At 70.9% G+C, this 25,630-nt stretch carries 26 protein-coding genes; 10 read left to right on the forward strand and 16 right to left on the reverse strand.

Annotated features, from left to right (window positions below; all coding sequences use genetic code 11):
* Positions 1-12: 12 nt before the first annotated feature.
* Positions 13-1,005, forward strand: a complete 993-nt coding sequence (locus tag ACIQPT_RS06045) for an NAD(P)H-quinone oxidoreductase (RefSeq protein WP_401153128.1) — start codon at positions 13-15, stop codon at positions 1,003-1,005.
* A 149-nt stretch (positions 1,006-1,154) separates the two neighbouring features.
* On the opposite strand, the gene ACIQPT_RS06050 is transcribed toward ACIQPT_RS06045, so the two are convergent.
* The 6 genes from ACIQPT_RS06050 to ACIQPT_RS06075 all read right to left on the reverse strand — a co-directional run bounded on the left by ACIQPT_RS06050 (position 1,155) and on the right by ACIQPT_RS06075 (position 8,812).
* Positions 1,155-1,703, reverse strand: coding sequence for a bacterial proteasome activator family protein (locus ACIQPT_RS06050; RefSeq protein ID WP_401153130.1), 549 nt, complete (start codon positions 1,701-1,703; stop codon positions 1,155-1,157).
* Between the two features lie 110 nt (positions 1,704-1,813).
* Positions 1,814-4,675, reverse strand: a complete 2,862-nt coding sequence (locus ACIQPT_RS06055) for an FtsX-like permease family protein (RefSeq protein WP_401153132.1) — start codon at positions 4,673-4,675, stop codon at positions 1,814-1,816.
* Positions 4,672-5,472, reverse strand: coding sequence for an ABC transporter ATP-binding protein (locus ACIQPT_RS06060; RefSeq protein WP_401153133.1), 801 nt, complete (start codon positions 5,470-5,472; stop codon positions 4,672-4,674). Before ACIQPT_RS06060 ends, ACIQPT_RS06055 begins: the two co-directional genes overlap by 4 nt.
* A 59-nt stretch (positions 5,473-5,531) precedes the next feature.
* On the reverse strand, positions 5,532-6,155 hold the full coding sequence (locus tag ACIQPT_RS06065) for a PadR family transcriptional regulator (RefSeq protein ID WP_401153135.1): 624 nt from the start codon (positions 6,153-6,155) through the stop codon (positions 5,532-5,534).
* Between the two features lie 70 nt (positions 6,156-6,225).
* Complete coding sequence (locus ACIQPT_RS06070; protein WP_401153137.1) at positions 6,226-7,002, reverse strand: hypothetical protein; 777 nt, start codon at positions 7,000-7,002, stop codon at positions 6,226-6,228.
* A 166-nt stretch (positions 7,003-7,168) separates the two neighbouring features.
* Positions 7,169-8,812, reverse strand: coding sequence for a protein kinase (locus ACIQPT_RS06075; RefSeq protein WP_401153139.1), 1,644 nt, complete (start codon positions 8,810-8,812; stop codon positions 7,169-7,171).
* A gap of 360 nt (positions 8,813-9,172) precedes the next feature.
* Here ACIQPT_RS06075 and ACIQPT_RS06080 point away from each other — a divergent pair, with 360 nt between their 5' ends.
* A complete protein-coding gene (locus tag ACIQPT_RS06080) occupies positions 9,173-10,777 on the forward strand; it encodes a protein kinase (RefSeq protein ID WP_401153141.1) in 1,605 nt (534 codons plus the stop codon).
* Positions 10,778-10,848: 71 nt separating this feature from the next.
* Here the strand turns inward: ACIQPT_RS06080 and ACIQPT_RS06085 are convergent, their stop codons facing one another.
* The 3 genes from ACIQPT_RS06085 to ACIQPT_RS06095 form a co-directional block, all read right to left on the reverse strand.
* A complete protein-coding gene (locus ACIQPT_RS06085; RefSeq protein ID WP_401153542.1) occupies positions 10,849-11,880 on the reverse strand; it encodes a phosphotransferase in 1,032 nt (343 codons plus the stop codon).
* Between the two features lie 139 nt (positions 11,881-12,019).
* Complete coding sequence (locus ACIQPT_RS06090; RefSeq protein WP_401153142.1) at positions 12,020-12,472, reverse strand: pyridoxamine 5'-phosphate oxidase family protein; 453 nt, start codon at positions 12,470-12,472, stop codon at positions 12,020-12,022.
* Between the two features lie 88 nt (positions 12,473-12,560).
* On the reverse strand, positions 12,561-13,220 hold the full coding sequence (locus ACIQPT_RS06095; RefSeq protein WP_103532177.1) for a response regulator transcription factor: 660 nt from the start codon (positions 13,218-13,220) through the stop codon (positions 12,561-12,563).
* Between the two features lie 348 nt (positions 13,221-13,568).
* On the opposite strand from ACIQPT_RS06095, the gene pdhA reads away from it, so the two are divergent.
* Genes pdhA through ACIQPT_RS06110 form a run of 3 tightly spaced genes read left to right on the forward strand, consistent with a single transcriptional unit; the run spans position 13,569 to position 17,172 of the window.
* Positions 13,569-14,729 (forward strand): pyruvate dehydrogenase (acetyl-transferring) E1 component subunit alpha, encoded by a 1,161-nt coding sequence (gene pdhA, locus ACIQPT_RS06100; protein WP_401153144.1) that lies wholly within the window; start codon positions 13,569-13,571, stop codon positions 14,727-14,729.
* 2 nt (positions 14,730-14,731) lie between these two features.
* Positions 14,732-15,712 carry an alpha-ketoacid dehydrogenase subunit beta gene (locus ACIQPT_RS06105; protein ID WP_401153146.1) on the forward strand — a complete coding sequence of 327 codons (981 nt, stop codon included), beginning with the start codon at positions 14,732-14,734 and terminating at the stop codon, positions 15,710-15,712.
* An 11-nt stretch (positions 15,713-15,723) separates the two neighbouring features.
* Complete coding sequence (locus ACIQPT_RS06110) at positions 15,724-17,172, forward strand: dihydrolipoamide acetyltransferase family protein (protein WP_401153148.1); 1,449 nt, start codon at positions 15,724-15,726, stop codon at positions 17,170-17,172.
* A 64-nt stretch (positions 17,173-17,236) separates the two neighbouring features.
* On the opposite strand, the gene ACIQPT_RS06115 is transcribed toward ACIQPT_RS06110, so the two are convergent.
* Both ACIQPT_RS06115 and ACIQPT_RS06120 read right to left on the reverse strand, forming a co-directional pair.
* On the reverse strand, positions 17,237-17,488 hold the full coding sequence (locus tag ACIQPT_RS06115; RefSeq protein WP_401153149.1) for an ATP-binding protein: 252 nt from the start codon (positions 17,486-17,488) through the stop codon (positions 17,237-17,239).
* Positions 17,489-17,659, reverse strand: a complete 171-nt coding sequence (locus ACIQPT_RS06120) for a hypothetical protein (RefSeq protein WP_401153151.1) — start codon at positions 17,657-17,659, stop codon at positions 17,489-17,491. It abuts the gene before it with no gap.
* A gap of 242 nt (positions 17,660-17,901) precedes the next feature.
* On the opposite strand from ACIQPT_RS06120, the gene ACIQPT_RS06125 reads away from it, so the two are divergent.
* Together ACIQPT_RS06125 and ACIQPT_RS06130 are read left to right on the forward strand one after the other, a co-directional pair.
* On the forward strand, positions 17,902-18,786 hold the full coding sequence (locus ACIQPT_RS06125) for a helix-turn-helix domain-containing protein (protein WP_401153152.1): 885 nt from the start codon (positions 17,902-17,904) through the stop codon (positions 18,784-18,786).
* The gene (locus ACIQPT_RS06130) at positions 18,783-18,968 is read left to right on the forward strand and encodes a DUF397 domain-containing protein (RefSeq protein WP_401153154.1); all 186 of its coding nucleotides are present in this window, start codon (positions 18,783-18,785) and stop codon (positions 18,966-18,968) included. The genes ACIQPT_RS06125 and ACIQPT_RS06130 overlap by 4 nt, the downstream gene beginning before the upstream one ends.
* Before the next feature lie 74 nt (positions 18,969-19,042).
* On the opposite strand, the gene ACIQPT_RS06135 is transcribed toward ACIQPT_RS06130, so the two are convergent.
* From ACIQPT_RS06135 to ACIQPT_RS06145, 3 genes are all read right to left on the reverse strand, one after another.
* Positions 19,043-19,942 carry a D-alanyl-D-alanine carboxypeptidase family protein gene (locus tag ACIQPT_RS06135; RefSeq protein WP_401153155.1) on the reverse strand — a complete coding sequence of 300 codons (900 nt, stop codon included), beginning with the start codon at positions 19,940-19,942 and terminating at the stop codon, positions 19,043-19,045.
* A gap of 84 nt (positions 19,943-20,026) precedes the next feature.
* The gene (locus tag ACIQPT_RS06140; RefSeq protein WP_401153157.1) at positions 20,027-20,701 is read right to left on the reverse strand and encodes a cation transporter; all 675 of its coding nucleotides are present in this window, start codon (positions 20,699-20,701) and stop codon (positions 20,027-20,029) included.
* Positions 20,701-21,036 (reverse strand): ArsR/SmtB family transcription factor, encoded by a 336-nt coding sequence (locus ACIQPT_RS06145; RefSeq protein WP_401153159.1) that lies wholly within the window; start codon positions 21,034-21,036, stop codon positions 20,701-20,703. Before ACIQPT_RS06145 ends, ACIQPT_RS06140 begins: the two co-directional genes overlap by 1 nt.
* 127 nt (positions 21,037-21,163) lie before the next feature.
* Between ACIQPT_RS06145 and ACIQPT_RS06150 the strand changes: the two genes are divergently transcribed.
* Together ACIQPT_RS06150 and ACIQPT_RS06155 are read left to right on the forward strand one after the other, a co-directional pair.
* Positions 21,164-21,847 carry a GntR family transcriptional regulator gene (locus ACIQPT_RS06150; RefSeq protein ID WP_401153161.1) on the forward strand — a complete coding sequence of 228 codons (684 nt, stop codon included), beginning with the start codon at positions 21,164-21,166 and terminating at the stop codon, positions 21,845-21,847.
* Entirely contained in the window at positions 21,844-23,151 is a 1,308-nt protein-coding gene (locus ACIQPT_RS06155; protein WP_401153162.1) for a nitrate/nitrite transporter, read from the forward strand. The genes ACIQPT_RS06150 and ACIQPT_RS06155 overlap by 4 nt, the downstream gene beginning before the upstream one ends.
* Before the next feature lie 80 nt (positions 23,152-23,231).
* Here ACIQPT_RS06155 and ACIQPT_RS06160 read toward each other — a convergent pair whose 3' ends face one another.
* Entirely contained in the window at positions 23,232-24,056 is an 825-nt protein-coding gene (locus tag ACIQPT_RS06160; protein ID WP_401153164.1) for a maleylpyruvate isomerase family mycothiol-dependent enzyme, read from the reverse strand.
* A 199-nt stretch (positions 24,057-24,255) separates the two neighbouring features.
* Between ACIQPT_RS06160 and ACIQPT_RS06165 the strand changes: the two genes are divergently transcribed.
* Positions 24,256-25,056 (forward strand): carbon-nitrogen family hydrolase, encoded by an 801-nt coding sequence (locus tag ACIQPT_RS06165; protein WP_401153165.1) that lies wholly within the window; start codon positions 24,256-24,258, stop codon positions 25,054-25,056.
* A gap of 78 nt (positions 25,057-25,134) precedes the next feature.
* Here ACIQPT_RS06165 and ACIQPT_RS06170 read toward each other — a convergent pair whose 3' ends face one another.
* Positions 25,135-25,626 (reverse strand): LURP-one-related/scramblase family protein, encoded by a 492-nt coding sequence (locus ACIQPT_RS06170; protein ID WP_401153167.1) that lies wholly within the window; start codon positions 25,624-25,626, stop codon positions 25,135-25,137.
* Between the last annotated feature and the right edge of the window lie 4 nt (positions 25,627-25,630).

Below are 25,630 nucleotides of genomic sequence, written 5' to 3' on the forward strand. Positions count from 1 at the left end.
AGCCTCGCGGCCATGCATGCGATCACGATTCCCGAACCCGGCGGCCCCGAGGCGCTCGTGTGGGCCGAGGTGCCCGATCCCGTACCCGGCGACGGCGAGGTCCTCGTCGAGGTCGTCTCCAGCGCAGTGAACCGCGCCGACGTGCTCCAGCGGCAGGGCTTCTACAACCCGCCGTCCGGCGCGTCCCCCTACCCCGGCCTGGAGTGCGCGGGCCGCATCCTCGCCCTCGGTCCCGGGGTGACCGGCTGGGCGATCGGCGACTCCGTGTGCGCGCTGCTGGCGGGCGGCGGTTACGCGGAGAAGGTCGCCGTGCCGGCGGGCCAGCTCCTGCCCGTACCGGAGGGCGTCGACCTGGTGGAGGCCGCGGCGCTGCCCGAGGTCACCGCGACGGTGTGGTCCAACGTCTTCATGGTGTCCCACCTCCGCCCCGGCGAGACCTTCCTGGTGCACGGCGGCTCCAGCGGCATCGGCACGATGGCGATCCAGCTGGCGAAGGCGGTCGGGGCCCGGGTCGCGGTCACGGCGGGCAGCCCGGAGAAGCTCGCCCGGTGCGCCGAGCTGGGGGCGGACATCCTCATCAACTACCGCGAGCAGGACTTCGTCGAGGAGCTGCGCGAGAACACCGCCGGGGCGGGGGCCGACGTCATCCTGGACCTCATCGGCGCCAAGTACCTCGACCGGAACGTGCAGGCGCTCGCCGTCAACGGACGCCTCGCGATCATCGGGCTCCAGGGCGGTGCCAAGGGCGAGCTGAACCTCGGCGCCCTGCTGACCAAGCGGGCCGCCGTCACCGCGACCTCCCTGCGGGGCCGCCCGCTCCACGAGAAGGCCGCCATCGTCGCCGCCGTACGCGAGCACGTGTGGCCCTTGATCGGCGGCGGGGTGGTCCGGCCCGTGGTGGACCGGGCGCTGCCGATGGCGGACGCCGCCGAGGCGCATCGGGTGCTGGAGTCCAGCGCGCACATCGGGAAGGTCCTGCTGGTCGCCCCGTCGGCCGGTGCCTGACCCGTGGACGGATACCTGATTCCGTAAACGGCCGTACACACGACGAGGGGCCCGGCGCACACCGTGATGTGCGCCGGGCCCCACTCGGTCCTCTGTTCGCTGTCCTCGGTCCCCAGCGGCGGATATCCGTGGATATCCGTGGATATCCGTTACAGATACGGCCCCGAACGGATCGGGCCGTGCGGGTCCGCGTCGCCTTCCTCGTCCTCGTGACCCGTGCCGGGCGGCAGGGCGCGGCGCATCTGCTCCAGCTGGGCGCGGGCCGCCATCTGCTGGGCGAACAGCGCCGTCTGGATGCCGTGGAAGAGCCCCTCCAGCCAGCCCACGAGCTGTGCCTGGGCGATCCGGAGCTCGGCCTCGGAGGGCACCGACTCCTCGGTGAACGGCAGGGAGAGCCGCTCCAGCTCCTCGACCAGCTCGGGCGCCAGGCCGTCCTCCAGCTCCTTCACGGAGCTGGCGTGGATCTCCTTGAGCCTGACCCGGCTCGCCTCGTCGAGAGGAGCCGCCCTGACCTCCTCCAGAAGCTGCTTGATCATGCTGCCGATGCGCATGACCTTCGCGGGCTGTTCCACCATTTCCGTCACCGGGACCTCGCGCGACTCGTCGTCACTGGCACCGCCGCCGATAGCCATTCCGTCCTGGCCCACGACAAGGACCTGCGGGTGCTCCTGCGACCGGTCATTCCTCGGCATTTCCATGCCGCCATTGTCTCGCACACATGCCGTACCCCACGTTGGTGCCCCCGAAAACGGATGATCCACCGTCTTCGGGGGCACCGGAACCCGTCAGGGAGCGCCGTAAGGTCCGGTCACCCCGCGCGCCGGGCCAGCGTCAGCCGGGAGCTGGTGAGGCCGGCGGCGAGCAGTCCGGCGAGGACCGGAACGACCAGGGCCAGCAGCCCGATCGTCTCCCACGGCATCACGATCGGCGTGTAGGCCGACTCCATCGGGTCCTCCCGCATGGCCTCCAGCGCCGCGCGCAGGTCGGTCAGCCGCAGTGCGACCGCGGGTACGAGCCCCGCCACCGTTCCCAGGAGTACGCCGGTCAGGGCGACGACCAGGCACTGGAAGCCGGACAGCGAACGCCGTACGCCCGGGGGCGCGCCCACCGCGCTGAGGGTGGTGAGGTCGGCCTCCGCGTCGGCCTTGGACAGTCCGGTGGTGATGGCCGCCGCGCCCAGGGTCACCACTCCGGCGAAGAGGGCGAGGATCAGCAGGATCGTGTCGTCCTCCGTCCGGTACCTCTCGTTCGAGGTCATGAGGTACCCGTGGTCCCCGGCCCGTTGGAGGGCCGAGTAGGCCGCCTGGCGCTCGGCGTCCGTGGGGTCGCGGTTGAGCGAGTAGAAGCTGCCGTGGTCCTCGACATGGAGGCCGAGCCGCTCCGCGGTCTTCTTCGGCATGACCATCCGGATGCCGGGCGTCGCCGCGAAGCGGTCCTCCGCGACGTAGACCTTCAGCCGGTCCGTCGTGGTGCGGGCCTTGCCGGGGTGCAGGGCCCGGTTCTTCTTGTCGCGGTCGTTGTAGATGTGCGCGGCCTTGAGGGTGACCTCGCCGTTCTTCGCGTACGCCGAGTTCAGCAGGACGGGGGTGCCGTCGGCCAGGGCCTTCGCCGCCGCCGGGTCGTCGAGCTTGACGTACGAGTCGAGCACGTCCGCGCCCCCGACGATGATCTTGTGCTCGTCGGAGCCGAACGCGATCGTGGTGTAGTTCTCGTCCATACAGGCCGGGGAGTTCATCAGCCGCTTGTGCTCGTCGGCCGAGATCCGCAGGGCGAGCTCCTTGGCGCCCTTGCCCTTCAGCGGGCACGCGTGGCCCTTGCCGGTGGGCTTGACGAGCTCGAGGGTGCCGCAGCCGGCCTCCTCCTCCTCGTAATACTCCATGCAGTCGCTGCCGGCCCAGACCCGTCCGATGTCGGCGCGCCCGCCGCTGATGGGGAAGGTCTGCTCGACGGCGGCCCGGGAGAGCGCCAGATCGGCCTTCTCGTCGCCGCCGGAGTCCATCAGCGCGACGGTGCCCGAGGTCATGTCGGGTACGAAGTCGTACTCCTGCTCGGCGGCGTTGCTGCTGGTGTACGTGGCGATGGCGATGCTGCCCGCGACGGCCGCCATCACGGCGGCGACGGCGGGTGCGGTACGGCCCCGGTTGCGGGCCGCGTCGCGCAGGGCGATGCGGGGTGTCAGCGGGAGCCGCCGGCCGAGCCGGCCGAGGAAGCCGACGATCACCGGAATGCAGCCGAGGACGCCGAGTTCGGCGAGGACGGATCCGCCGGCGACGAGATTGGTGCTGCCGCTGATCCCGCCGTAGACGGCGACGGCGACGCCGAGGGCGAGCGCGATGACACCGATGACGGGCAGCACGCGGGAGCTGCGGCGGGTGCCGCGGCGGCCGGTGAGCGACTCCAGGACCGACTGGCGGCCCGCGACGATCGCCGGGGCGAGCGCGGCGAGGACGCCGGTGACCAGGCCGAGCACGGCGATGCCGAGGATCTCCCAGGGCCGTACGGTCAGTTCGCCGAAGCGGTTGCCCGTGTAGTCCTCGATCATCGGGCGGAACAGGGCGGTCAGGCCGAACCCGGCGACGACTCCGGCCACCGCGCCGACCGCGCCGAGCACCGCGCCGCCCGCGAGCACCACGGCCCGGATCTGGCTCCGGCTGCCGCCGCACGAGCCGACCAGGCCCAGCTGCCGACGCGAACGGCGGGCGCCCACGGCGAACGCCGGACCGGCCAGCAGCACGATCTCCAGGACGGCCATGGCGGCAACGGTGAGAGCGGCCGCGGTCAGCGCGGCTTCCGTGTCGAACGAGCTGCCCATGCTCGCCGCCATCGGGACCTCGGAGTCCGGCGGCGGATTCAGGACGACCTGGCGGGACTTGACCACCACGCCCTTCTCGTTGGCGGCGAGGATGTCCTGCCAGGTCACACCCGCTCCGGGCGGGCCCTGGACCAGCCACCTCGGGTCGGTCGCCTGGGGCGGCAGGATGTTCTTGTCACCGTCGGCGGTCTTCTGCCAGGGGGCGATGACCGAGCCGGGGAGCGCGTACAGGCCCTCCGCCCGCAGATCGGCGGGGAGTTCGACCGCGCCGGTGAGCTTGTAGGTCTGGTCGGGGCCGCGCACGGTGATGCGGTCGCCGATGGACAGCCCGGACGCCTCGATGAAGTCCTCGGTCGCCGCGATCTCGTCCTTGGCCCGGGGGTAGCTGCCGTCGGTCAGCTCGAACCGGCCGCGCAGCATCGGGTCGGCGATGCGCAGTTCGGTGATCTCGGTGTCGGTGATGCCGTGGCGGGTGGTCACCGACACGGGGACGCTGCGCTCGGTGAGGTGGCGCGAGCCCTCGGGGAAGGTCGCGGTCACGTCGACCGGCCTCGCCTGCTCCTCGGGCGTCGGGTCCTCGGCGCCCTCGGGCGGGTTCCAGCTGATGCCGTCGGGCAGCTGCTGGAGCTTCGTCGGGCCCATGCTCGTGGCCGTGAACCGGGCGTCGGCCGAGCCCAGCTCGGCCGTCAGCTCCTCGGCCTGGGTGGGCAGGGCGCTGCGGTAGGTGAGGTCGGCGGCGGTCACACCGAGGACCGGCAGGGCGATCATCGCGACGACCAGGGCGCTGCGGCCCTTGGACCGTGCGGCGTCGCGCCGGGCTATGCGGAAGGCGGCGCGCCAACCGGGGAAGGGGCTCACGTGGCGGCCTCGGCGGTTCCTGCGGTTCCGGCTATGCCGGCGGCGAGGAGGGATTCGGCTCCGGTGGTCAGCGTCTGGTCGACGATCGAGCCGTCCCGGAGGAAGACGACCCGGTCGGCCCAGGCCGCGTACCGGGGCTCATGGGTGACCATGACACCGGCCGCGCCCTGGTCGCAGCGGGTGCGCAGCAGGGCGAGCACGGTCTCGCCGGTCTCGGAGTCGAGCGCTCCGGTCGGCTCGTCGGCGAGCACGAGGCGCCGGTCGCCGACGAGGGCGCGGGCGATGGCGACGCGCTGCTGCTGGCCGCCGGACATCTCGTCGGGGAAGCGGTCGGCGATCTCCTCCAGCTTCATCTCGGCCAGCGTGGCGAGGGCCTCCTTGCGGGCCTTGCGCACGGAGACGCCGTCGAGTTCGCGGGGCAGCGCGATGTTCTCGGCGGCGGTCAGGGCGGGGATGAGGTTGTAGTCCTGGAAGACGTAGCCGACGCTGCGGCGGCGCAGGGCGGCCATCCCCTTGGGGCCGAGGGCGGCGATGTCCTGGCCCTCGATGACCACCTGGCCGCTCGTGGCGGTGTCGAGCCCGCCGGCCAGGGTCAGCAGGGTGGACTTGCCGGAGCCGGAGGGGCCCATCACGGCGACCAGTTCGCCCGGGTACACGGCGAGGTGGATCCCGCGCAGGGCGTGCACCTCGGCGATGCCGGAGCCATGGGTACGGGTCAGCGCCCGCAGCTCGAGTACGGGGCTGCCGCCGGACGTCCCGGAGGACGGCGGGGGCGGAGGTGTGGCGGACGAGGGCATGGCGGGTGGTTCCCCCTAGGAACGGACTGGGTCAGGTGTGGGCGGTGGTGGCACCGGTGTCAGCGCTTGGAGCGGGTCCGGCCGGCCAGTGCGCGGGCCGGACCGCGGGTGGCCGCGGGGCCGGGTTCGTCGGCGGGCTCGGTGGCGGCGGCCTCGGCGAGGCGGACGAGCCGGGCCTCGCAGTGGTCGAGCCAGCGGGCCTCGGCCTCCGCCTGGAAGATCAGCTGCTCCACGACGAGCAGCCAGGCGACCTCGTCCCGGTTGGCCGGGACGTCGGCCAGGGCCTGGGCCTTGAGCCGGGTGTAGTCCTGCATCGCCTTGAGCGTGTGGTGACGCTGGGACTGGATGACGTCCCGGATGTCGACACCGGGCGCCCCGACGGCCATGGCGAGCTTGATGGCCAGTTCGTCGCGGGGCGGACTGGTGCGGTCCACGGGCGTCCCGAACCAGGTGCGCAGCTCGGTGCGGCCGTCATCGGTGATCGCGTACAGGTCGTGCCCGGCGTCGTCCGAACCGTCCTGGACGATCATGCCGTCGCGCTCCAGGCGGCTGAGCGTCGTGTAGACCTGCCCGACGTTCAGGGGCCAGGTGGAGCCGGTGCGCGACTCGAACTCGGTGCGGAGCTGGGACCCGTAGCGAGGGCCCCGTTCCAGCAGGGCCAGCAGGCCGTGGCGAATGGACATACTGAGTATGTATACCGAGTATGTTCGTCCTGGCAAGTTTCTGCGGGGCGGGAGCCGCGGACCGCGACGCTCAGTTCGTACGGCGCATACGGAACGCGAGGAAACCGAGCCCGAGGCCGACCAGGGCGATGCCCGTACCGAGCGAGACCTGCTGCACCCGCTGTACGGCCGCGGCGTCCAGTGCCTGTCCGGCCCGTCGCCCCGGATCGGTGAAGGCGCTGGGCGGCGGGGTGGAAACGGGCAGGTCCACGGCGTCCACGAGGGCCTCATCGGCCTCCTCGGGCTCGTCCTCCTCGACGGGATCCTCGGCCCGCGCCAGCTCCAGCGGCGACAGCGAACGGCCGGGACGCGCCTTCCCGGCCCCGGCCTCGCGCCCGGCCAGGGGGGCGGTCGACCCGGAGACGTCGGGGGAAGCGGAAGCGGAGGAGGAGGGTTCCGACGCGTCGGCCCCGGGCTCTGCGGGGTCCTGCTCCCCGGGTCCGGCGGGGGCCTGTGCCCCGGGCTCGGTCGCGGCCGGGGAGGACAGGACCGGAACGGCCCCCGAGGCTCCGGAGACCGGGACGCCGGACGGCAGGGGCAGGGGCAGGGCTGAAGGGACCGCCGACGGGGACGCGGAGCCCGACAGGGCGGGCGGCGAAGAAGGCTGGGAGGACGGAAGGGACGGGGCGGTGGCGGACGCGGTGGCGGCGGGGCCCGACGCGCCGGGGGGCATCGCGGTGAGGGACGGACCGTCGGGGGCCGAAGACCCGTGGGCGGAGCCGCCCAGCGGCCCCAGCGCCGCCCCGGCCGCCGCCAGCAGACAGACCGCACACCTCGACGACCACACGGCCGGAAGTCCTGGAGCCATGAGATCAGCGTCACACGGGCCCCTGTATCCGGCATCCCGGACGCGGTATCCGGAACTCCGGGGCCCGTTATCGGTCCACACCGGTCCACGACGAAGATCCGGCGAGATCCGCAGACCCGTAACGATCACCTTCGAACACGGCCGGGCGGAGGATCCCGACCGGCGATCAGGAGGGCTTGCCGGTGGAGACCTTCAGCTCGAAGTGGGCGCCGCGCTCGTCGACCGCCGCACCGGGCGACGGGAACTGGCCGACGACCTGGTCCTCGGCGTAGGTGTTGCCCGGCTCCTCGATCACCTTGACCGTCCAGCCCGCGGCGGCCGCGCACGACCTCGCCGACTGGATGTCCTTGTAGACGAAGTTCGGCGCGCGGACCTTCTTCGGGTCGTTGGTGTCCTCGGAGGCGGCCGAGCACTCCGTTTCCTTCATCGTCCGGTTGCGCTCCGGCGGGCGGTACCCCTCCACCGACTCGCTGGAGCCCGGGTCGCCGCCCTTGCCCGTGTCGTCGTCCTTGCCGCCCTGGAGGGCGATCGCGGTGATCAGGCCGCCGACCGCCAGCAGCGCGACGACGATCGAGCCGACGACGACCGGCATGTTCCGCTTCGAGCCGCCGCGGTCGGTGGTGCCGACGGCCGTGGAGTGCTGCGGGCTGATCGAGTACGGCGGCGGGGTCTGGTGGGACAGCGGGCCCGGGGTCGGATAGCCCTGGGACTGCGGGTAGCCGTAGCTCGGCGTGGGCGCCGGGGTCGGCTGGCTGTACGGGCCCGGCTGGTGGGGCTGCTGGTGCTGCGGATGCGGCTGGTACGGCGTCTGGACGCTCTGCGGCGCCGAGGTGCTCTGGTCGACCGGCGGGAACACCGCCGAACCGACACCGGAGCCGCTGTTGGCGGGCCCGCCGCCGGCCACGATCATCGGGGCGCCGGTCTGTCCGCCGGAGGCGTTCAGCACACGGGCGATCTCGTCGCGCATCGCGGCGGCGCTGGGGAAGCGCTCGTTCGGGTTCTTCTTGAGCGCGCGGGCGACGAGGGCGTCCATCGCCGGAGTGACCGACCGGTTGATGCTGGAGGGCGCGACCGGCTCCTCCTGCACATGCGCGTACGCGATGGCCAGCGGCGAGTCCGCGTCGAACGGGATCCGGCCGGTGAGCAGCTGGAAGAGCATGATGCCGACCGAATACAGGTCGGACCGGGCGTCGACGCCACGGCCGAGCGCCTGCTCGGGGGAGAGGTACTGCGGGGTGCCGACGACCATGCCGGTCTGCGTCATCGAGGTGACACCGGACTGCATGGCACGGGCGATGCCGAAGTCCATGACCTTGACGATGCCGCGCTTGGTCATCATCACGTTGCCGGGCTTGATGTCCCGGTGGACCAGGCCCATCTCGTGGCTGGTCTCCAGGGCGGCGAGCACGTCCGCCGTCACCTTGAGGGCCTTGTCGGCCGGCATCGCGCCGTGGCTGTGGATGTCGGCGGCCAGCACCGAGCCGAGCGGCTGCCCCTCGACGTACTCCATGACGATGTACGGCATCAGCGCACCGCCGAGCTCGTCCTCGCCGGTGTCGAAGACGGAGACGATGTTGGTGTGCTGGAGCTTGGCGACGGCCTGCGCCTCACGCCGGAAGCGCTCGCGGAAGGACTGCTCGCGGCCGAGCTCGGTGTGCAGGGTCTTGATCGCGACCTGACGGTCCAGCGCGGAGTCGTAGGCCAGGTAGACGGACGCCATCCCGCCCTCGCCGAGCAGGTCGCGCAGCTGATAGCGGCCGCCCGCGACCGCCCCGCCCGCATAGCGGCCCTGTGCGCCGTCCTGGCTCATGACTTGCATCCCCCTCGGCGGCGCGCGGGCGCACGCGGTGTTTCTGTCTGACGGTTTCTGTCTGACGTGATGGCGTGCGACGCGGTTCCGTACAACGCGATTACGCGCCAAGTCTGCCGTAGGGGTACGACACGTCAAGCCGGGTGCCCGTTCCGTGACCCTACGCACAAGAAGCGTCTCGGAAGCGTTACAGGAAACGCATCAAACTCAGGTGTAGGACGCGCCGGGCGGTCCGATGATCCTGCCGCAGCGGAACCGTGGTGTCCGGCGGAGGCTGTAGCGTGACGTGGCAATGCAGCAAGTGCAGCAAGGCACCGTGAGAACCCGCGGACGCGCGGACAGATACGACGGCGAGGACTGATGGCACCCGATTCCGAAGCAAACGGCGGCGGAGTATCGGATGGCTCCGACGCCTGGGGCGTCGGCGGCGTCGTCGGTGACGGACGTTACCGGATGACCTACCGGCTCGGCCGGGGCGGCATGGCAGAGGTCTACGCGGCGGAGGACGTCCGGCTCGGACGGACGGTCGCGGTGAAGCTGCTCCGCTCCGACCTGGCCGAGGACCCGGTCTCCAAGGCCCGCTTCACCCGCGAGGCACAGTCCGTCGCGGGCCTCAACCACCACGCGATCGTCGCCGTGTACGACTCCGGCGAGGACGTCGTGGGCGGCCAGACCGTCCCGTACATCGTGATGGAGCTGGTCGAGGGCCGCACCATCCGCGATCTGCTCCTGACCGCCGAGGCCCCGCCGCCCGAGCAGGCGCTGATCATCGTCTCGGGCGTGCTGGAAGCCCTCGCGTACTCGCACCAGCACGGCATCGTGCACCGCGACATCAAGCCCGCCAACGTGATCATCACGGACTCCGGCGCGGTCAAGGTGATGGACTTCGGCATCGCCCGCGCGCTGCACGGCGCGCAGTCGACGATGACCCAGACCGGCATGGTCATGGGCACCCCGCAGTACCTCTCCCCCGAGCAGGCGCTCGGCAAGGCCGTCGACCACCGGTCCGACCTGTACGCCACCGGCTGTCTGCTCTACGAACTGCTCGCGCTGCGGCCCCCGTTCACCGGTGAGACCCCGCTCTCGGTGGTCTACCAGCACGTCCAGGACATCCCGGTGCCGCCGTCCGAGGTCTCGGACGTGGTGCCGCCGGAGCTGGACGGGATGGCCATGCGGGCCCTGGCGAAGGACCCGGACGACCGGTTCCAGAGCGCCGAGGAGATGCGCGGGCTCGTCCAGTACAGCCTGCAGATGCTCCAGGTGCAGGGCGGTCACACGGGTACGTGGAACACCGGTCCGGTCGCCCTGCACGAGGGGGGCCAGACCCCGCCGCACGGGATGTCCGGCTCCACGCGTGCGATGGGCCACCCGATGCACGGGGACACCTCGCAGGGCCCGATCCTGCCGCCGTACAACCCGGACGACGGGGGTTACGACGGTGGCGGCGGGCAGCGGCGGGCCGGCTCCGGGCGCGGCAAGATGTGGCTCTTCGTCCTGCTCGCGCTGGTCGCGATCGGTGCGGGGGTCGCCTTCGCCGTCAACGCCGCGAAGGACGACGGCGGGGAGAAGGACCCGGTCACGCCGAGCACCTCGGTCAGCCAGTCCGAGGAGGAGCCCTCGGAGGAGCCGTCCGAGGAGGAGAGCGACGAGCCGGACGAGCCGGACACGTCCACCGGCGGTCAGACGCAGCCCAACCCGCCGCCGTACACCCCTCCCCCGACCCAGAGCCAGCCCTCGTTCACCCCGGACCCGACCCCGACCGACACGGACCCCGGTACGTCGGACGGCAACACCAACGAGGGCGGCAGCGGGGAGCCCACGGGAGACCCCACCGACCCGACCACCGACCCCGGCACCCCGGGCGGAGCCGGCGGTGACGACGGCGGGGCCGGCGGGGTCGGCGGGAACGACGGCGGTTCGGGCACCACGCCCGGCGACCCGACCGCAGGCAACGCCACGTCGTAACGCACCACCACGCAGGAGCCCGGCGTGCGCCCTCGTGGCGCGCGCCGGGCTCCTGCGTGTCGCACCACTCCTCACTCCGTGAAGGCCGCGCACACCGCCTCGTACTCCCGCGTCCACCACACCGCCAGGGCCGACACCGCGGGGAACTGCGGGTCGGCCCTGCGGTCGTCGAGGCGGTAGCGCCAGCGGAGTATCCAGAAGTCGTTGAGCCGCTCCCACCACACCCGGTGCACCGCCGCCGCCAGCTCCGCGGCCCCCGCCCCGGCGGCCCGCCGGTACGCGCGGGCGTACGCCCGTACCTTCGCGAGGTCCAGCTCCCCGTCCGGCCGGACGAAGAAGATCGCCGCCGCCCGTACCGCCTCCTCGGCGCGCGGCTGTACGTCCAGCCGGTCCCAGTCCACGATCGCGACCGGGTCGGCGCCCCGGTAGAGCAGGTTCAGCGGGTGGAAGTCCCCGTGCACCCAGCCGGTGGCGGGCCCCTCCGGGGTGGGCGGGCGGCGGTGGGCGTGCTGTTCGAGCAGGGCGCGGCGCTCCACGAGCCGGTGCACGGCCAGTTCGTCGAAGGCGTCCCGGGGGGTGTCCCGGCCGCCCTGCCCGCGCGCGGCGGCCAGCAGGTCGTCGATCAGCGCGAAGGTGTCGGCGGCGTCCGGGCTGCGGTGTCCCGGCCGGGCGGGCGGGCTCGCCGGACGCGGGCCGTCGCGCGGTGCCATCACCTGCTCCAGACCGGTGTGCACGGCGCCCAGGAGGGCGCCGAGCCGGCGCGATTGGACGGGGGTCAGCTGGGCGCCGACCCGGTGGAGGCCGTCGACCCAGGGGTGCAGGGCGTAGCACCGTTCGCCGATCACGGTGACGGTGTCGCCCCGGGTGTCCGCCAGGGGCGGGACGACGGGCACGCCCAGCGACTGCAGGCGCTGGGTGGCGCGGTGCTGGCGCACGATCGCGGCGCGTTCGCCGCTGGTGTCGTCCAGGTGCTTCTTGTCGAGATGGTGCTTGAGGAAGTAGGAGCCGCTCGTGGTGGAGACGCGGTATCCGTGGTTCAGCAGGCCCTTGGTGATCGGCTCGCAGGCGAGCGGCTCGCCCACGCCCGGGTAACGGCGCAGCACCTTGCCGACCGGGGGAACAGGTGGACGAGTGACATATGAGCGCGGCACTTACCAGATGTTAGATCACTCTGCGTGGTCGCTCTGCGGACTTGCGGTGACACCCGCAGGTGAGCTAAGGGGGCGCCCGGGGAGCGTCCGTCTAGGCGAAGTCGAGGACGTGCTCCGTGACGAAGTGCGGGTCGACCCGGAGATAGGCCGGCGCGTAGGGCTCCCCGTTGACGGAGACGGGTGCGGCGCCGAACAGTTCCTCCTGCTCGGGGCAGAGGTGCACGATCTCGGCGGGGCCGGTGAACTGCACCGACCACAGGTTGCCGCCGTCGCCGGACGCCGCGTCGTTGTAGTTGTCCGCCCCGTACGCGACGACGCTTCCGTTGCACGCCTCGTGGTGGCCGAAGCCGCTGTGCATCCGCAGCAGGATGCGGCCGTCGCTCACGATGTGCCGGGCCACCGCCAGGAACGGCAGCGCCCGCATGCTGGTCGCGAGGCGGCCGTACGGGACCCGGCCGAGCAGCTCGATCGGCTCGATCCGCTCGGCCGTCGCGGTCGCTGCGCGCCGAACCGTCGCGGTCGCGGGGAGTGCGTCGAAGGACATGGCTTCCACTGTCCCCCGACCGTAGGGGCCGCGTAAGAGTCGCCGGCCCCGGCCGGCCCGGGACCAAAGTCCCGGGCCGGGGGCGGTCTCAGCGGCGCTCGGCCTGGAGCCGCGCGACATACGCGGCCGCCTGCGAGCGGCGCTCCATGCCCAGCTTGGACAGCAGGCTGGAGACGTAGTTCTTGATGGTCTTCTCGGCGAGGTGCAGGCGCTCCCCGATGACCCGGTTGGTCAGCCCCTCGCCGATCAGGTCCAGGATCTTGCGTTCCTGTTCGGTGAGGCCGGCCAGCTTGTCGTCGCCCTTGCCGTTGCCACCGTCGCGCAGCCGCTCCAGCACCCGGGCGGTCGCCACCGGGTCCAGCAGCGATTTTCCGGCGGCCACGTCCCGTACCGCATTCAGCAGTTCATTGCCGCGGATCGCCTTCAGCACATATCCCGACGCGCCCGCCATGATCGCGTCGAAAAGTGCCTCGTCATCGGCGTACGAGGTGAGCATCAGGCATTTGATGTTCTCGTCCTGGGAACGGACCTCCCGGCACACCTCCACACCGCTGCCGTCCGGCAGCCGCACGTCGAGCACCGCCACATCGGGGCGCGTCGCCGGGATCCGTACCAGCGCGTCCGCGGCCGTACCGGCCTCGCCGACCACCTCGATATCCGCCTCGACGGAGAGGAGCTCATGGACGCCACGCCGGACGACCTCGTGATCGTCGAGCAGAAATACCGTGATTTTTCCATCTTCGCGCACGATCGCAGTCTCACACACTCGCTTCCCCTCCGCTCTTCCCTGGCGCTGATCCGCGGGATAACGTGCCGTTGTTCCGGCGGCCTGCAAGGCTGTTTCCAGTGCCCTGACCAGCAGAGGTTCGCGATTTTTTCGATTTACTTGGAAATCCAAGCAAAATCGCAGGTCAGATAGGGTTTCGCAGTTATGCGATGCACTGGGTAACGTGCCTATGACAGGGCGCTCGCCGGGGCACCTGTCACGCCTGATCCCGGCCTGCCGGCACCCACCCCGTGCGCGGTTACCGGATTCAGGCGAGCCGCACTGGTTCCCGGCAGACCCCGGGGGCCGGACCGACGGAGGAGCACGCACGTGACCGTGGAGAGCACTGCCGCCGCGCGTAAACCGCGACGCGCCAGTAAGCGGACCAGCGCCGCGAAGAAGCCGCAGAGTGCCGAGCCCCAGCTCGTACAGCTGCTGACGCCCGAGGGCGAGCGCGTCGAGCACCCGGACTACAGCATCGACCTGAGCGCCGACGAGCTGCGCGGCCTGTTCCGCGACATGGTGCTCACCCGCCGCTTCGACGCCGAGGCGACCGCCCTCCAGCGTCAGGGCGAGCTGGGCCTGTGGGCCTCGCTGCTCGGCCAGGAGGCCGCCCAGATCGGCAGCGGGCGCGCCCTGCGCGACGACGACTACGTCTTCCCGACCTACCGGGAGCACGGGGTCGCCTGGTGTCGCGGCGTCGACCCGACCAATCTGCTCGGCATGTTCCGCGGCGTGAACCACGGCGGCTGGGACCCGAACACCAACAACTTCCACCTGTACACGATCGTCATCGGCTCGCAGACGCTGCACGCCACCGGCTACGCCATGGGCGTCGCCAAGGACGGCGCGGACTCCGCCGTGATCGCGTATTTCGGTGACGGAGCCTCCAGCCAGGGCGATGTCGCGGAGTCGTTCACCTTCTCCGCGGTCTACAACGCCCCGGTCGTGTTCTTCTGCCAGAACAACCAGTGGGCGATCTCCGAGCCCACCGAGCGCCAGACCCGTGTGCCGCTCTACCAGCGCGCCCAGGGCTACGGCTTCCCCGGCGTCCGGGTCGACGGCAACGACGTCCTCGCGTGCCTGGCCGTCACCCGCTCCGCGCTGGAGCGGGCCCGCCGCGGCGAGGGCCCGACGCTCGTCGAGGCGTTCACCTACCGCATGGGCGCGCACACCACCTCCGACGACCCGACGAAGTACCGGGCCGACGAGGAGCGGGCCGCCTGGGAGGCCAAGGACCCGATCCTGCGGCTGCGCGCGTACCTGGAGAAGGAGAAGCTCGCCGACGAGGCCTTCTTCACCGCGCTGGACGAGGAGAGCGAGACCCTCGGCAAGCGGGTACGGGAAGCGGTACGCGCGATGCCCGACCCGGACCCGATGGCCCTGTTCGAGCACGGCTACGCCGACGGCAGCTCCCTCGTGGACGAGGAGCGGGCCCAGTTCGCCGCCTACCAGGCATCGTTCGCCGACTCTGCCGAGGAGGGCAAGTAGCCATGGCCGTGGAAAAGATGTCCATCGCGAAAGCGCTCAACGAGTCGCTCCGCCTCGCCCTCGACAACGACCCCAAGGTCCTCATCATGGGTGAGGACGTCGGCAAGCTCGGCGGCGTCTTCCGGATCACCGACGGACTCCAGAAGGACTTCGGCGAGGACCGGGTGATCGACACCCCGCTCGCCGAGTCCGGCATCGTCGGCACCGCGATCGGCCTGGCCCTGCGCGGCTACCGCCCGATCGTCGAGATCCAGTTCGACGGCTTCGTCTTCCCCGCGTACGACCAGATCGTCACGCAGCTCGCCAAGATGCACGCCCGCGCGCTCGGCAAGGTCAAGATGCCGGTCGTCGTGCGCATTCCGTACGGCGGTGGCATCGGCGCGGTCGAGCACCACAGCGAGTCCCCCGAGGCGCTCTTCGCGCACGTCGCGGGCCTGAAGGTGGTCTCGCCGTCCAACGCGAGCGACGCCTACTGGATGATGCAGCAGGCCGTCCAGAGCGACGACCCGATCATCTTCTTCGAGCCCAAGCGGCGTTACTGGGACAAGGGCGAGGTCGACACCGAGTCCATCCCCGGCCCGCTGCACAAGGCCGTGACCGCCCGCGAGGGCAGCGACCTCACACTCGTCGCGTACGGGCCGATGGTGAAGGTCTGCCTGGAAGCGGCCGCGGCCGCCCAGGAGGAGGGCAAGTCGATCGAGGTCCTGGACCTGCGCTCGATGTCCCCGATCGACTTCGACGCCATCCAGACGTCGGCCGAGAAGACCGGCCGGGTCGTGGTCGTCCACGAGGCGCCCGTCTTCTACGGCTCCGGTGCGGAGATCGCCGCCCGGATCACCGAACGCTGCTTCTACCACCTCGAAGCGCCCGTACTGCGGGTCGGCGGCTACCACGTCCCCTACCCGCCGGCCCGGCTGGAGGACGAGTATCTGCCCGGCCTGGACCGGGTGCTCGACGCCGTCGACCGCTCGCTGGCGTTCTGAGGAGAGGGTTCGTGACGACGATGACCGAAACGTCTGCTCGCTTCCGTGAGTTCAAGATGCCCGACGTGGGCGAAGGACTGACCGAGGCCGAGATCCTCAAGTGGTTCGTCCAGCCCGGCGACACCGTCACCGACGGCCAGGTCGTGTGCGAGGTCGAGACCGCGAAGGCGGCCGTCGAGCTGCCGATCCCCTTCGACGGGGTGGTGCACGAGCTGCGCTTCCCCGAGGGCACGACCGTCGACGTCGGCCAGGTGATCATCGCGATCGACGTGGCCCCGGGCAGCGGCGACGCGCCCGCTCCGGCCGCCGCCGCTCCGGCTCAGGAGCCGGTGGCGGAGCCGGAAGCGGAAGCCGAGCCGAAGGGCCGTACGCCGGTCCTGGTGGGCTACGGCGTCGCCGAGTCCTCCACCAAGCGCCGCCCGCGCAAGGGGGCGTCGGCCGCTCCGGAGGCCGCCGCCGTCGCGGCGGCGGTGCAGGCCGAGCTGAATGGGCACGCGACGCCGGCTCCTGCTCCTGTTCCTGAGGCCCCGGCCCCGGTCGGCCGCCCGCTGGCCAAGCCGCCGGTACGCAAGCTGGCCAAGGACCTGGGCATCGACCTGGCGACGGTGGTGCCGACCGGCAAGGACGGCGTCATCACCCGCGAGGACGTCCACGCGGCGGCGGCTCCGGCGGCCGCGGCCGCTCCGGCCGCGGCGGCTCCCGTCGCCGCGCCGGTGACAGCGGCAGCAGCCGAACCCCAGGCCGCCGCAGCCGTCTCCGCCCGCGAGACCCGCATCCCGGTCAAGGGCGTCCGCAAGGCCATCGCACAGGCGATGGTGGGCAGCGCGTTCACCGCGCCGCACGTCACCGAGTTCGTCACGGTCGACGTGACGCGCACGATGAAGCTCGTGGCCGAGCTCAAGGAGGACAAGGACATGGCGGGGGTGCGGGTCAACCCGCTCCTCATCATCGCCAAGGCCCTCCTCGTCGCGATCAAGCGGAACCCCGAGGTCAACGCCGCCTGGGACGAGGCCAACCAGGAGATCGTGCAGAAGCACTACGTGAACCTGGGCATCGCGGCGGCCACCCCGCGCGGTCTGATCGTGCCGAACATCAAGGACGCGCACGACAAGACGCTGCCGCAGCTCGCGGCGTCCCTGGGCGAGCTGGTCGCCACGGCGAGGGACGGCAAGACCTCCCCGGCCGCGATGGCGGGCGGCACGGTGACGATCACCAACGTCGGAGTCTTCGGCGTCGACACGGGCACCCCGATCCTGAACCCGGGCGAGTCCGCGATCCTGGCGGTCGGCGCGATCAAGCTCCAGCCGTGGGTCCACAAGGGCAAGGTGAAGCCGCGTCAGGTCACCACACTGGCCCTGTCGTTCGACCACCGCCTGGTCGACGGCGAGCTGGGCTCCAAGGTGCTGGCCGATGTGGCGGCGATCCTGGAGCAGCCGAAGCGCCTGATCACCTGGGCGTAGGTGCTTGGTCGGTGGGCCCGTACGTCTCCGGGACGTACGGGCCCACCGACATGTCCAGACCCGTTCACCGTACGGAGAGCTCGGCGAACACCGACTTGCCGACGGTGCGCGGCTCGACGCCCCACCGATCGGCGAGCTGAGCGACGATCAGGAGTCCGCGCCCGTAGCAGTCGTCACCGTCGGGCCGCCGGAGGCAGGGCAGCCGCTCGCCCCGGGGGTCGCTGACGGCGACGCGGAGGGCGAACTCGGTGAGCGTGAGGTGGACCCGGAAGAGTCGCCCCCGGATGGCGCCGTGGAGCAGGGCGTTGGTGGCCAACTAGCTGACGACCAGGGCCGCGTCACCGGCCATTCCCGGGTGCCCCCACTGAAGGACGAGCCGAGCGGCCCGATGCCGGCTGAGCGAGACGCTGCGAGCGGTGGGCGTGTAGTCGACCCGGTCCTCCCGGAGGACGGGCTCGGGGGCTGATGCCGCCTGGGCTGCGGTCATGGTCGCGTGCCTCCGGGGTGGGGTGGGCGGTGGAATGTTGCTGCTGCGGTGGGCCGGGACTTGAGCTTGCGGCTCCGGCGCAGGGCAGGGCGGTGTACTTCCGCCGAGTCGGCTCCGCTGTGCGAGCGGTGGAGTACCGAAAGTAGCCACCTCCAGCGATGGGGGCAAGTGGAACGGAGACACTTGTCCCCAACGGGTGACGGAGGTCGACGTGTCGCCCCGGAAAGCGGGACACTGAGGCCGTGAATCCAGCGACACCGCAAGGGAACCGGTCGTCAACTGTCCTGGGGCGCAGGCTCGGTAGCGAGCTGTTGCGCCTGCGGGACGCGTCCGGAAAGACGCAGCAGCAGGCCGCCCAGGTAATCAGCGCGACCAACTCGAAGATCGTGAAGATGGAGCGGGGATGGGTTCCGATGAGGGACCCGGACATTCGAACCCTCTGCGAGTTCTACGGTCTGGAGGACTCGAAGTCCGTCGGGCGGCTGCTGGAAGTCGCCCGGGTGGACCGAGAGCGCCGCAAAGCAAAGGGTTGGTGGGTCACCTCGCTGACGCAGGGGAGTCTGCGCGAGTACATCGCTATGGAGGACGTGGCTCTGAAGTTGCGGACCTGGCAGCTGGCTCTGATTCCAGGCCTGTTCCAGACGCCCGATTACATGCGAGCTCTGTCGGTCGCCGCAGTCTCGCCCGACCGGATCTCCGAAATCGAGAAGCTGGTGGACGTGCGAGTCCAGCGTCAGCGGCGCTTGCACGGGGACGAGCCGCTCAACATCCACGCCGTCATCTGGGAGGGCGCATTGCGTCAGATGATCGGCGGCACGCAGGTCATGCGGCAGCAGCTTGACCACCTGCGGGAGCTGGCGGAGCAGCCCAATGTCGACGTGCAGGTTCTGCCGTTCCGGGCGGGAGTGCACTCGTGCGGCGGCGGGCCCTTCAACATCCTCTCGTTCGCCGAGTCGGGCGCGCTCGACGTCGTACACATGGATGGTCTGCGCTCCACCAACTGGGTCGAGGGCGCTGAAGAGAGCGCGGCCTACACTGACTTGTTCGCACGAACTTGTGCCTCAAGTCTGTCGCCGTACGACTCATTGCGGTTCGTGGAAAGCATCGCCAAGGGGATGAACGAGTGAGTGAGTTCCGCTTCAAGAAGTCCAGCTTCAGCGAGCCGAACGGCGAGTGCGTCGAGGTCGCCCGCAACATCCCCCGCACCGTCGCCGTCCGCGACGCCAAGCGCCTCGGCGGCCCGGTCCTCACCCTCGCACCCGCCGCCTGGGACGCCTTCACGGCCGATCTGCGCCGCCGGCAGCCGTAGCCGTACGCACGCGAAGGGGCCCGGCCCGCTTTCACCGTGCGGGCCGGGCCCCTTCGCTGTAAAGCGCCGTCTGGCTACACCTTGAACCCGTAGTCCATCAGCTTCTTCGCGTCGGCGGTGCGGTTCGCCTCCGAGGACGACGTCAGCACCGTGCCGATGACCGTCTTGCCCTTACGCGTCGCGGCGAAGACCAGGCAGTACTTCGCGGTCGGGCCGGAGCCGGTCTTGACGCCGATGTCGCCGCTGTAGCTGCTGAGCATCTTGTTGGTGTTGCTCCACGACATGTAGCGGTAGCCACCGCTCTTCGTCGTCACCTTCTGCTTCGTCGACTTGGTCTTGACGATCGAGCGGAACGTGGAGTTCTTCATCGCCTTGCTGGCGATCTTCGTCAGGTCACGGGGGGTCGAGTAGTTGTTGCCACCCCCTATGCCGTCGAACGAGTCGAAGCGGGTGTTCTTCAGCTTGAGGCTCTTCGCCGTGGAGTTCATCTTGCCGATGAACGACTTCACGCGGGCCGCACGGGTCTTGCCGGAGCCGAACTTGTCGGCCAGGGCGTACGCGGCGTCGCAGCCGGAGGGGAGCATCAGGCCGTAGAGGAGCTGGCCCACGGTGGGCTTGTCGCCGACGATGAGGCGGGCGGACGAGGCGTTCTTCGAGACGATGTAGTCGCTGTAGGCCTTCTGGACCGTGACCTTGGTCTTCAGGTTCACGTTCTTCTGCGACAGCACCACCAGGGCCGTCATGATCTTGGTGGTGGAGCCCGTGGAGCGGCGGGTGTCCGCGGACTTGGTGAAGAGGGTTTTGCCGGTGCCGTTGTTCATCACGAAGCCGCCCTTGGCGACGATCTTCGGAGTCGGCGGTGCGGCGGCGTGCGCCGTGGAGGCGAAGGCGCTGCCCGCGAGCACCGCACCGGCGGTGAGCGTCACGGTGGCCGTGACGGTGACGCGATTGATGCGCTTGATGCCGATTTTCAACTGAACGCTCCAAATGCCCCTGATATGCGGCCACATATGGGTGCCGCTCGGTGGTGAGACACCTGGGGCGGGGCAATGGATGTGTTACCGAACGGGTGAATTTGCGCAGGCTTGACCCTGGCTCGTCGGGGCGCAGCAGCCCTTGCCGCGCCAGGCGTCGCGCCCCTCCTTGATCGCGAGGGCGGCGATGGCGAGGGCGGCCACCGGGTCGGCCCAGGACCAGCCGAGCGTGGCGTTGAGGACCAGCCCGACCAGCAGGACGGCGGAGAGGTACGTGCACAGCAGGGTCTGCTTCGAGTCGGCGACGGCGGAGGCGGATCCGATCTCGCGTCCCGCGCGCCGCTGGGCGGCCGACAGGAACGGCATGACCGCCAGCGAGAGCGCGGCGATGACGATGCCGAGGGGGGAGGGGTCGGCCTCGCCGGTTCCGGCGAGCGCGCGGATCGCGTCGACGGTGACGTACGCGGCGAGTGCGAAGAACGATACGGAGATGACCCGCAGGGCGGTCCGCTCCCGCCTCTCGCGCACCGCGTGCTCGCGGGCGGAGAACTGCCAGGCGACCGCGGCGGCGGAGGAGACCTCGATGACGGAGTCCAGGCCGAAGCCGACGAGGGCGCTGGAGGAGGCGATCGTTCCGGCGGTGAGGGCGACCACCGCCTCGATGACGTTGTAGGCGATGGTGACCGCGACCAGCAGCCGTATCCGGCGGGCGAGCGCGTCCCGGCGGGCCGGGGAGGGGCCGAGGGAGAGCACGGTCATCAGCAGCAGCCCTGCGTCTCCGCGTCCGGGCAGGTGCGGTCGGTCTCGACGGCCAGCACGGCGGAGCGCAGGTCGCCCAGCGCGCTGCCGAGCCGTTCGTCGGCCAGCTCGTAGCGGGTCCGGCGGCCGTCCGGCACGGTGGTGACCAGGCCGCAGTCACGCAGGCAGGCCAGGTGGTTGGAGAGCCGGGTACGCGAGATGCCGAGGGCCTCGGCGAGGTCGGAGGGGTACGCCGGGGCCTCGCGGAGCGCGAGCAGCAGGCGGCAGCGGATCGGGTCGGCGAGCGCGCGGCCGAACCGCGCGAGCACCTCGATGTCGGAAGCGGCGGTCAGCATGGGAGTGACAGTACAGCCAATCCTGAATTCAGGGAAGCGTGAATCCTGAGTCCTCCTCGATCGTTCCGGAGGTCCAGAATCCGGACGCCGGTCCCTCATGCGTGCATGTTGTATCTATGCTGTGCGCATGCCTGCCGCACCCTCCGCCCCCGTACAGTCGCCGAACCCCTCCCTCAAGCGTCCGCCCGCCGCCGAGCGCGTCTACACGCACATCAAGGAAGCGGTCCTGGACCGTCGTTACGAGGGCGGCACGCTGCTCACCGAAGGGGACCTGGCGGACGCGGTCGGCGTCTCCCGGACGCCCGTGCGCGAGGCGCTGCTGCGGCTGGAGGTCGAGGGGCTGATCAAGCTCTACCCGAAGAAGGGCGCGCTCGTCCTCGCCGTCTCCGCGCAGGAGATCAAGGATGTGGTGGAGACCCGGCTGCTGGTCGAGGAGTTCGCGGCGCGCAGGGCGGTGCCCGCGTCGCCGCAGCTGATCGAACGGTTGGAACAGCTCCTGGAGGAGCAGCGGCAGTTGGCGGAGGACGGCGATCTGGCGGCGGTGGCCGTCAAGGACCGCTGCTTCCACGCCGAGATCGTGAAGAACGCGGGCAACGAGATCCTCTCGCGCCTCTACGACCAGCTGCGCGACCGTCAGCTGCGGATGGGTGTCGCGGTGATGGAGGCCCACCCCGGCAGGATCGAGGCCAACATCACCGAGCACGGTGAGCTGCTGGAGGCGATCCGGGGCGGGGACGCCGAGGAGGCGGCTCTGGTCGTGCGCCGCCATGTCAGCCGGGTGCGGGTGCTGGTGCGGGGTGAGGACCGGTGAGTTCGGCCGCCCCCACGCTCTCCCTGCCCGGTGATCCACCCGGCGGCCGGCGGGCCGCCTGGGTCTGGGGCATCGGGGTCGCCGTCTACTTCGTCGCGATCATCTTCCGTACGAGCCTGGGCGTCGCCGGACTCGACGCCGCCGACCGGTTCGACGTCAACGCCTCGGCGCTCTCCACGTTCTCCATCCTCCAGCTCCTCGTCTACGCGGGCATGCAGATACCCGTCGGGCTGATGGTCGACCGGCTCGGTACCAAGAAGGTCCTCACCATCGGGGTCGTCCTGTTCACCGTCGGCCAGCTCGGCTTCGCGCTCTCCCCCTCGTACGGGATGGCGCTGGCGGCCCGCGCACTGCTCGGCTGCGGCGACGCGATGACGTTCATCAGCGTGCTGCGGCTCGGCAGCCGCTGGTTCCCCGCCCGGCGCGGGCCGCTGATCGGCCAGGTCGCGGCGCTGTTCGGGATGGCGGGCAACCTCGTCTCGACGCTGTTCATCGCGCGGGCGCTGCACAGTTACGGCTGGACCACGACGTTCGTCGGCAGTTCGCTGGCGGGCGTGGTGGTGCTGGTGCTGCTCCTGCTGTTCCTCAAGGACCACCCCGAGGGCCACGAGCCGCCGCCCGCCGAGCACGCCGGGGCCGCGTACGTCCGTCGGCAGATCGCCGCCGCCTGGCGGGAGCCCGGCACCCGGCTGGGGATGTGGGTGCACTTCACGACCCAGTTCCCGGCGATGGTGTTCCTGCTGCTGTGGGGGATGCCGTTCCTGGTCGAGGCGCAGGGGCTGAGCCGGGGCACGGCGGGCACGCTGCTCACCCTGGTGGTGCTGTCCAACATGGTGGTCGGGCTCGTCTACGGGCAGATCATCGCCCGCCACAACGAGGCACGGGTCCCGATCGCCCTGGGCACGGTGGCGACGACGGCCCTGCTCTGGGCGTCCGCGATCTTCTACCCGGCCGACCACACACCGATGTGGCTGCTGGTCGTCCTGTGCGTGGTGCTCGGCGCCTGCGGACCGGCCTCGATGGTCGGCTTCGACTTCGCCCGGCCGGCCAATCCGCCCGAGCGGCAGGGGACCGCCTCGGGAATCGTCAACATGGGCGGGTTCGTCGCCTCGATGACCACCCTGTTCGCCGTCGGGGTCCTGCTGGATGCCACGGGCGACAACTACCGCGTCGCGTTCGCCTCGGTCTTCGTCCTGGAGGCGCTCGGCGTCACCCAGATCCTGCGGCTGCGCCGACGGGCGGCGCTCAGGGAGCGCGAGCACCACGTGGTCAGCCGCGTCGAGGCCGTGCACGTGCCCGCGTAACTCTCCCGCCCCTCCCGTGCACGTGCCCGCGTGGTCCTCCCGAGGCGCGGGCACGTACCCGGCGAAGAGCGGTTACGGGGTTACGGGGTGACGGCGAAGTTGTCCAGGATCGCGGCGGCCAGCTCCTGGTCGCCCTCGATCTTGATCCGGTCGGCGACGGCGGCGTGCCGGACCCGGCCGCAGGCGAGGCGGACGTACGTCTCCCAGTCCAGCGACAGTGTCACGGCGGGGCCCAGCGAGGGCGCGCCGTCTATCGAACCGCGGCCCTCCGCGTCGACCCGGACCGTCCGCAGGAACTCCACCGGGCCGTGCACATCGAAGACGACCGCCGAGTTGGCGGGCGCGCCCGCGCTCTTGGCGACCACCTTCGGCAGCCCGGCGAGCAGCATGTCCCGGGTGATCAGGGCGCCGGGGGAGTCCAGGTTGCCCGGCTGTCCGAGCGTGGTGCGCAGGTCCTGCTCGTGCACCCAGAGGTCGAAAGCCCGCAAGTTCAGCGCCACTTCGAGGGTCCGCTCGGTGCCCAGCGGGGCGCGGACCATGGTCTCGGGGCTGCGCGACTCGTTGCGGAGCTGCCGGGCCCGGCGGATGAGGACGTACTCCAGCTCGGAGGTCATCTCCGGGGCGGTGTGGTGCCGCCGGACGTCGACCTGCATCTCCATGTAGCGGGCGAAGTCGCTCTGCACGTGGTAGAGGTCGCGCGGCAGGGTGTGGATCGGCCGGGGATCGCCGAGCATCTCGCACTCCATGCCGATGACGTGCGACACGATGTCGCGCACCGACCATCCCGGGCAGGGCGTACGGCGGTTCCACTCGCCCTCGGCGAGGGGCTTCACCAGCTCGGCTATCGCCTCGATGGAGTGGGTCGCGGCGTCGGCATAGGGCTGGAGGCTGGGATGGACGGTCACGGGACCCCTCGTGCGGTTCTGCGGTGCATGGGCTGGAGAGCAGGGAGTGCTGGCGGGTGGGCTGGCACTGACGGCGCTGTCGGCGAGCTGCGTGGGAGGTTCGACCGCTAAGTTACGCTGCGAGCAGGCACCCCGGCAGTGCTTTCGTGTGACGATCGTAGGCCCGTGTTGACGGCTTGAATGCCAGGACGGTGGTAGTGTGCGCGCCTCCCTCATCCAGATCGCAGTAGACCCGGACGAATCAGTCGATGCCCGCCGGGCGCGAGCGGCTTCTCTGGTGGTCGCCCAGCGGGGCGCCGACCTGGTGATCCTCCCCGAACTCTGGCCCGTCGGAGCCTTCGCCTACACGGCGTTCGCGGAGGAGGCCGAGCCGCTGGAGGGCCCCACGCACGAGGTGATGGCGAAGGCCGCCGCCGAGGCCGGAGTCTGGCTGCACGCCGGATCCTTCGTCGAACGCGCGGACGACGGCACGCTCTACAACACCAGCCTGGTCTTCTCGCCCGAGGGTGAGCGCGCCGCCGCCTACCGCAAGATCCACCGCTTCGGCTTCGACCAGGGCGAGGCCGTGATGATGGGCGCGGGCGAGGAGCTGGTGACCGTCGCCCTGCCGGACACCACGCTGGGCCTCGCCACCTGTTACGACCTGCGCTTCCCCGAGCAGTTCCGGGGGCTCGTCGACGCGGGTGCCGAAATGCTGGTCGTGGCGGCGGGCTGGCCCGAGCGTCGGCGCGCCCACTGGACGCTCCTGGCGCAGGCCCGCGCCGTGGAGAACCAGGCGTACGTCCTCGCCGTCGGCACGGCGGGCACCCATGCCGGTGTCCAGCAGGCCGGGCACAGCATCGTCGTGGACCCCTGGGGCGAGGTGCTGGCCCAGGCGGGCGCGGACGAGGAGATCCTGACCGTCGAGCTGGACGCGGACAAGGTGCGCGCGACCCGGGAGCAGTTCCCGGCGCTGAAGGGCCGCCGACTGGGGCTCGCACCGCCGCGCCTCAGCTCCTGAGGGATGCCGTGGAGTTCGTTGTTTCACGTGAAACAGCGTGTGCGGTGAAACAGCGAACCCCCGCACGCGAGAAGGCGCTCAGCCCTCTTTCTCCTTGTCCGCCAGCACGATCACGCACATCGCCACCGCGATGAGCAGCGCGGTGTCGGCGTCGTCCCGGACGACATCGATGCCGTACGTGTCCCGGATGGTCAGCCAGCGGCGCGAGATCTGGGCCAGCAGCTCGCCGTCGTACTCGATGGCGAACTCGCGGTCCAGGATCTTGCCGCTGACGTCCAGCTCCGTGCCGTCCACCAGCGTGACCCGGTAGTGGTTGCGGAGCAGCGACAGCCGCTTGCGCTTGACCTTGGCCAGCTCCTCGCCGCCCCGCTCGATGAGCATCGTGTCGCGCAGGCTGATCAGCTTCTGCCGCAGCTCGACCAGGACCCGGCCGTCGGCGTCCTTCAGCTCGAAGGTGTCGCGCAGCCGCATCGCCTTGCCGTCGACCAGGAAGACCTTGCGGCCCCCGTCGTCCTCGATCCAGTAGTCGTCGCCGATGGCGAACAGCCGCTCACGTACGAGAAGTCTCATGCGT

It is taken from the genome of Streptomyces sp. NPDC091289, assembly GCF_044757365.1.
Lineage (GTDB): Bacteria > Actinomycetota > Actinomycetes > Streptomycetales > Streptomycetaceae > Streptomyces.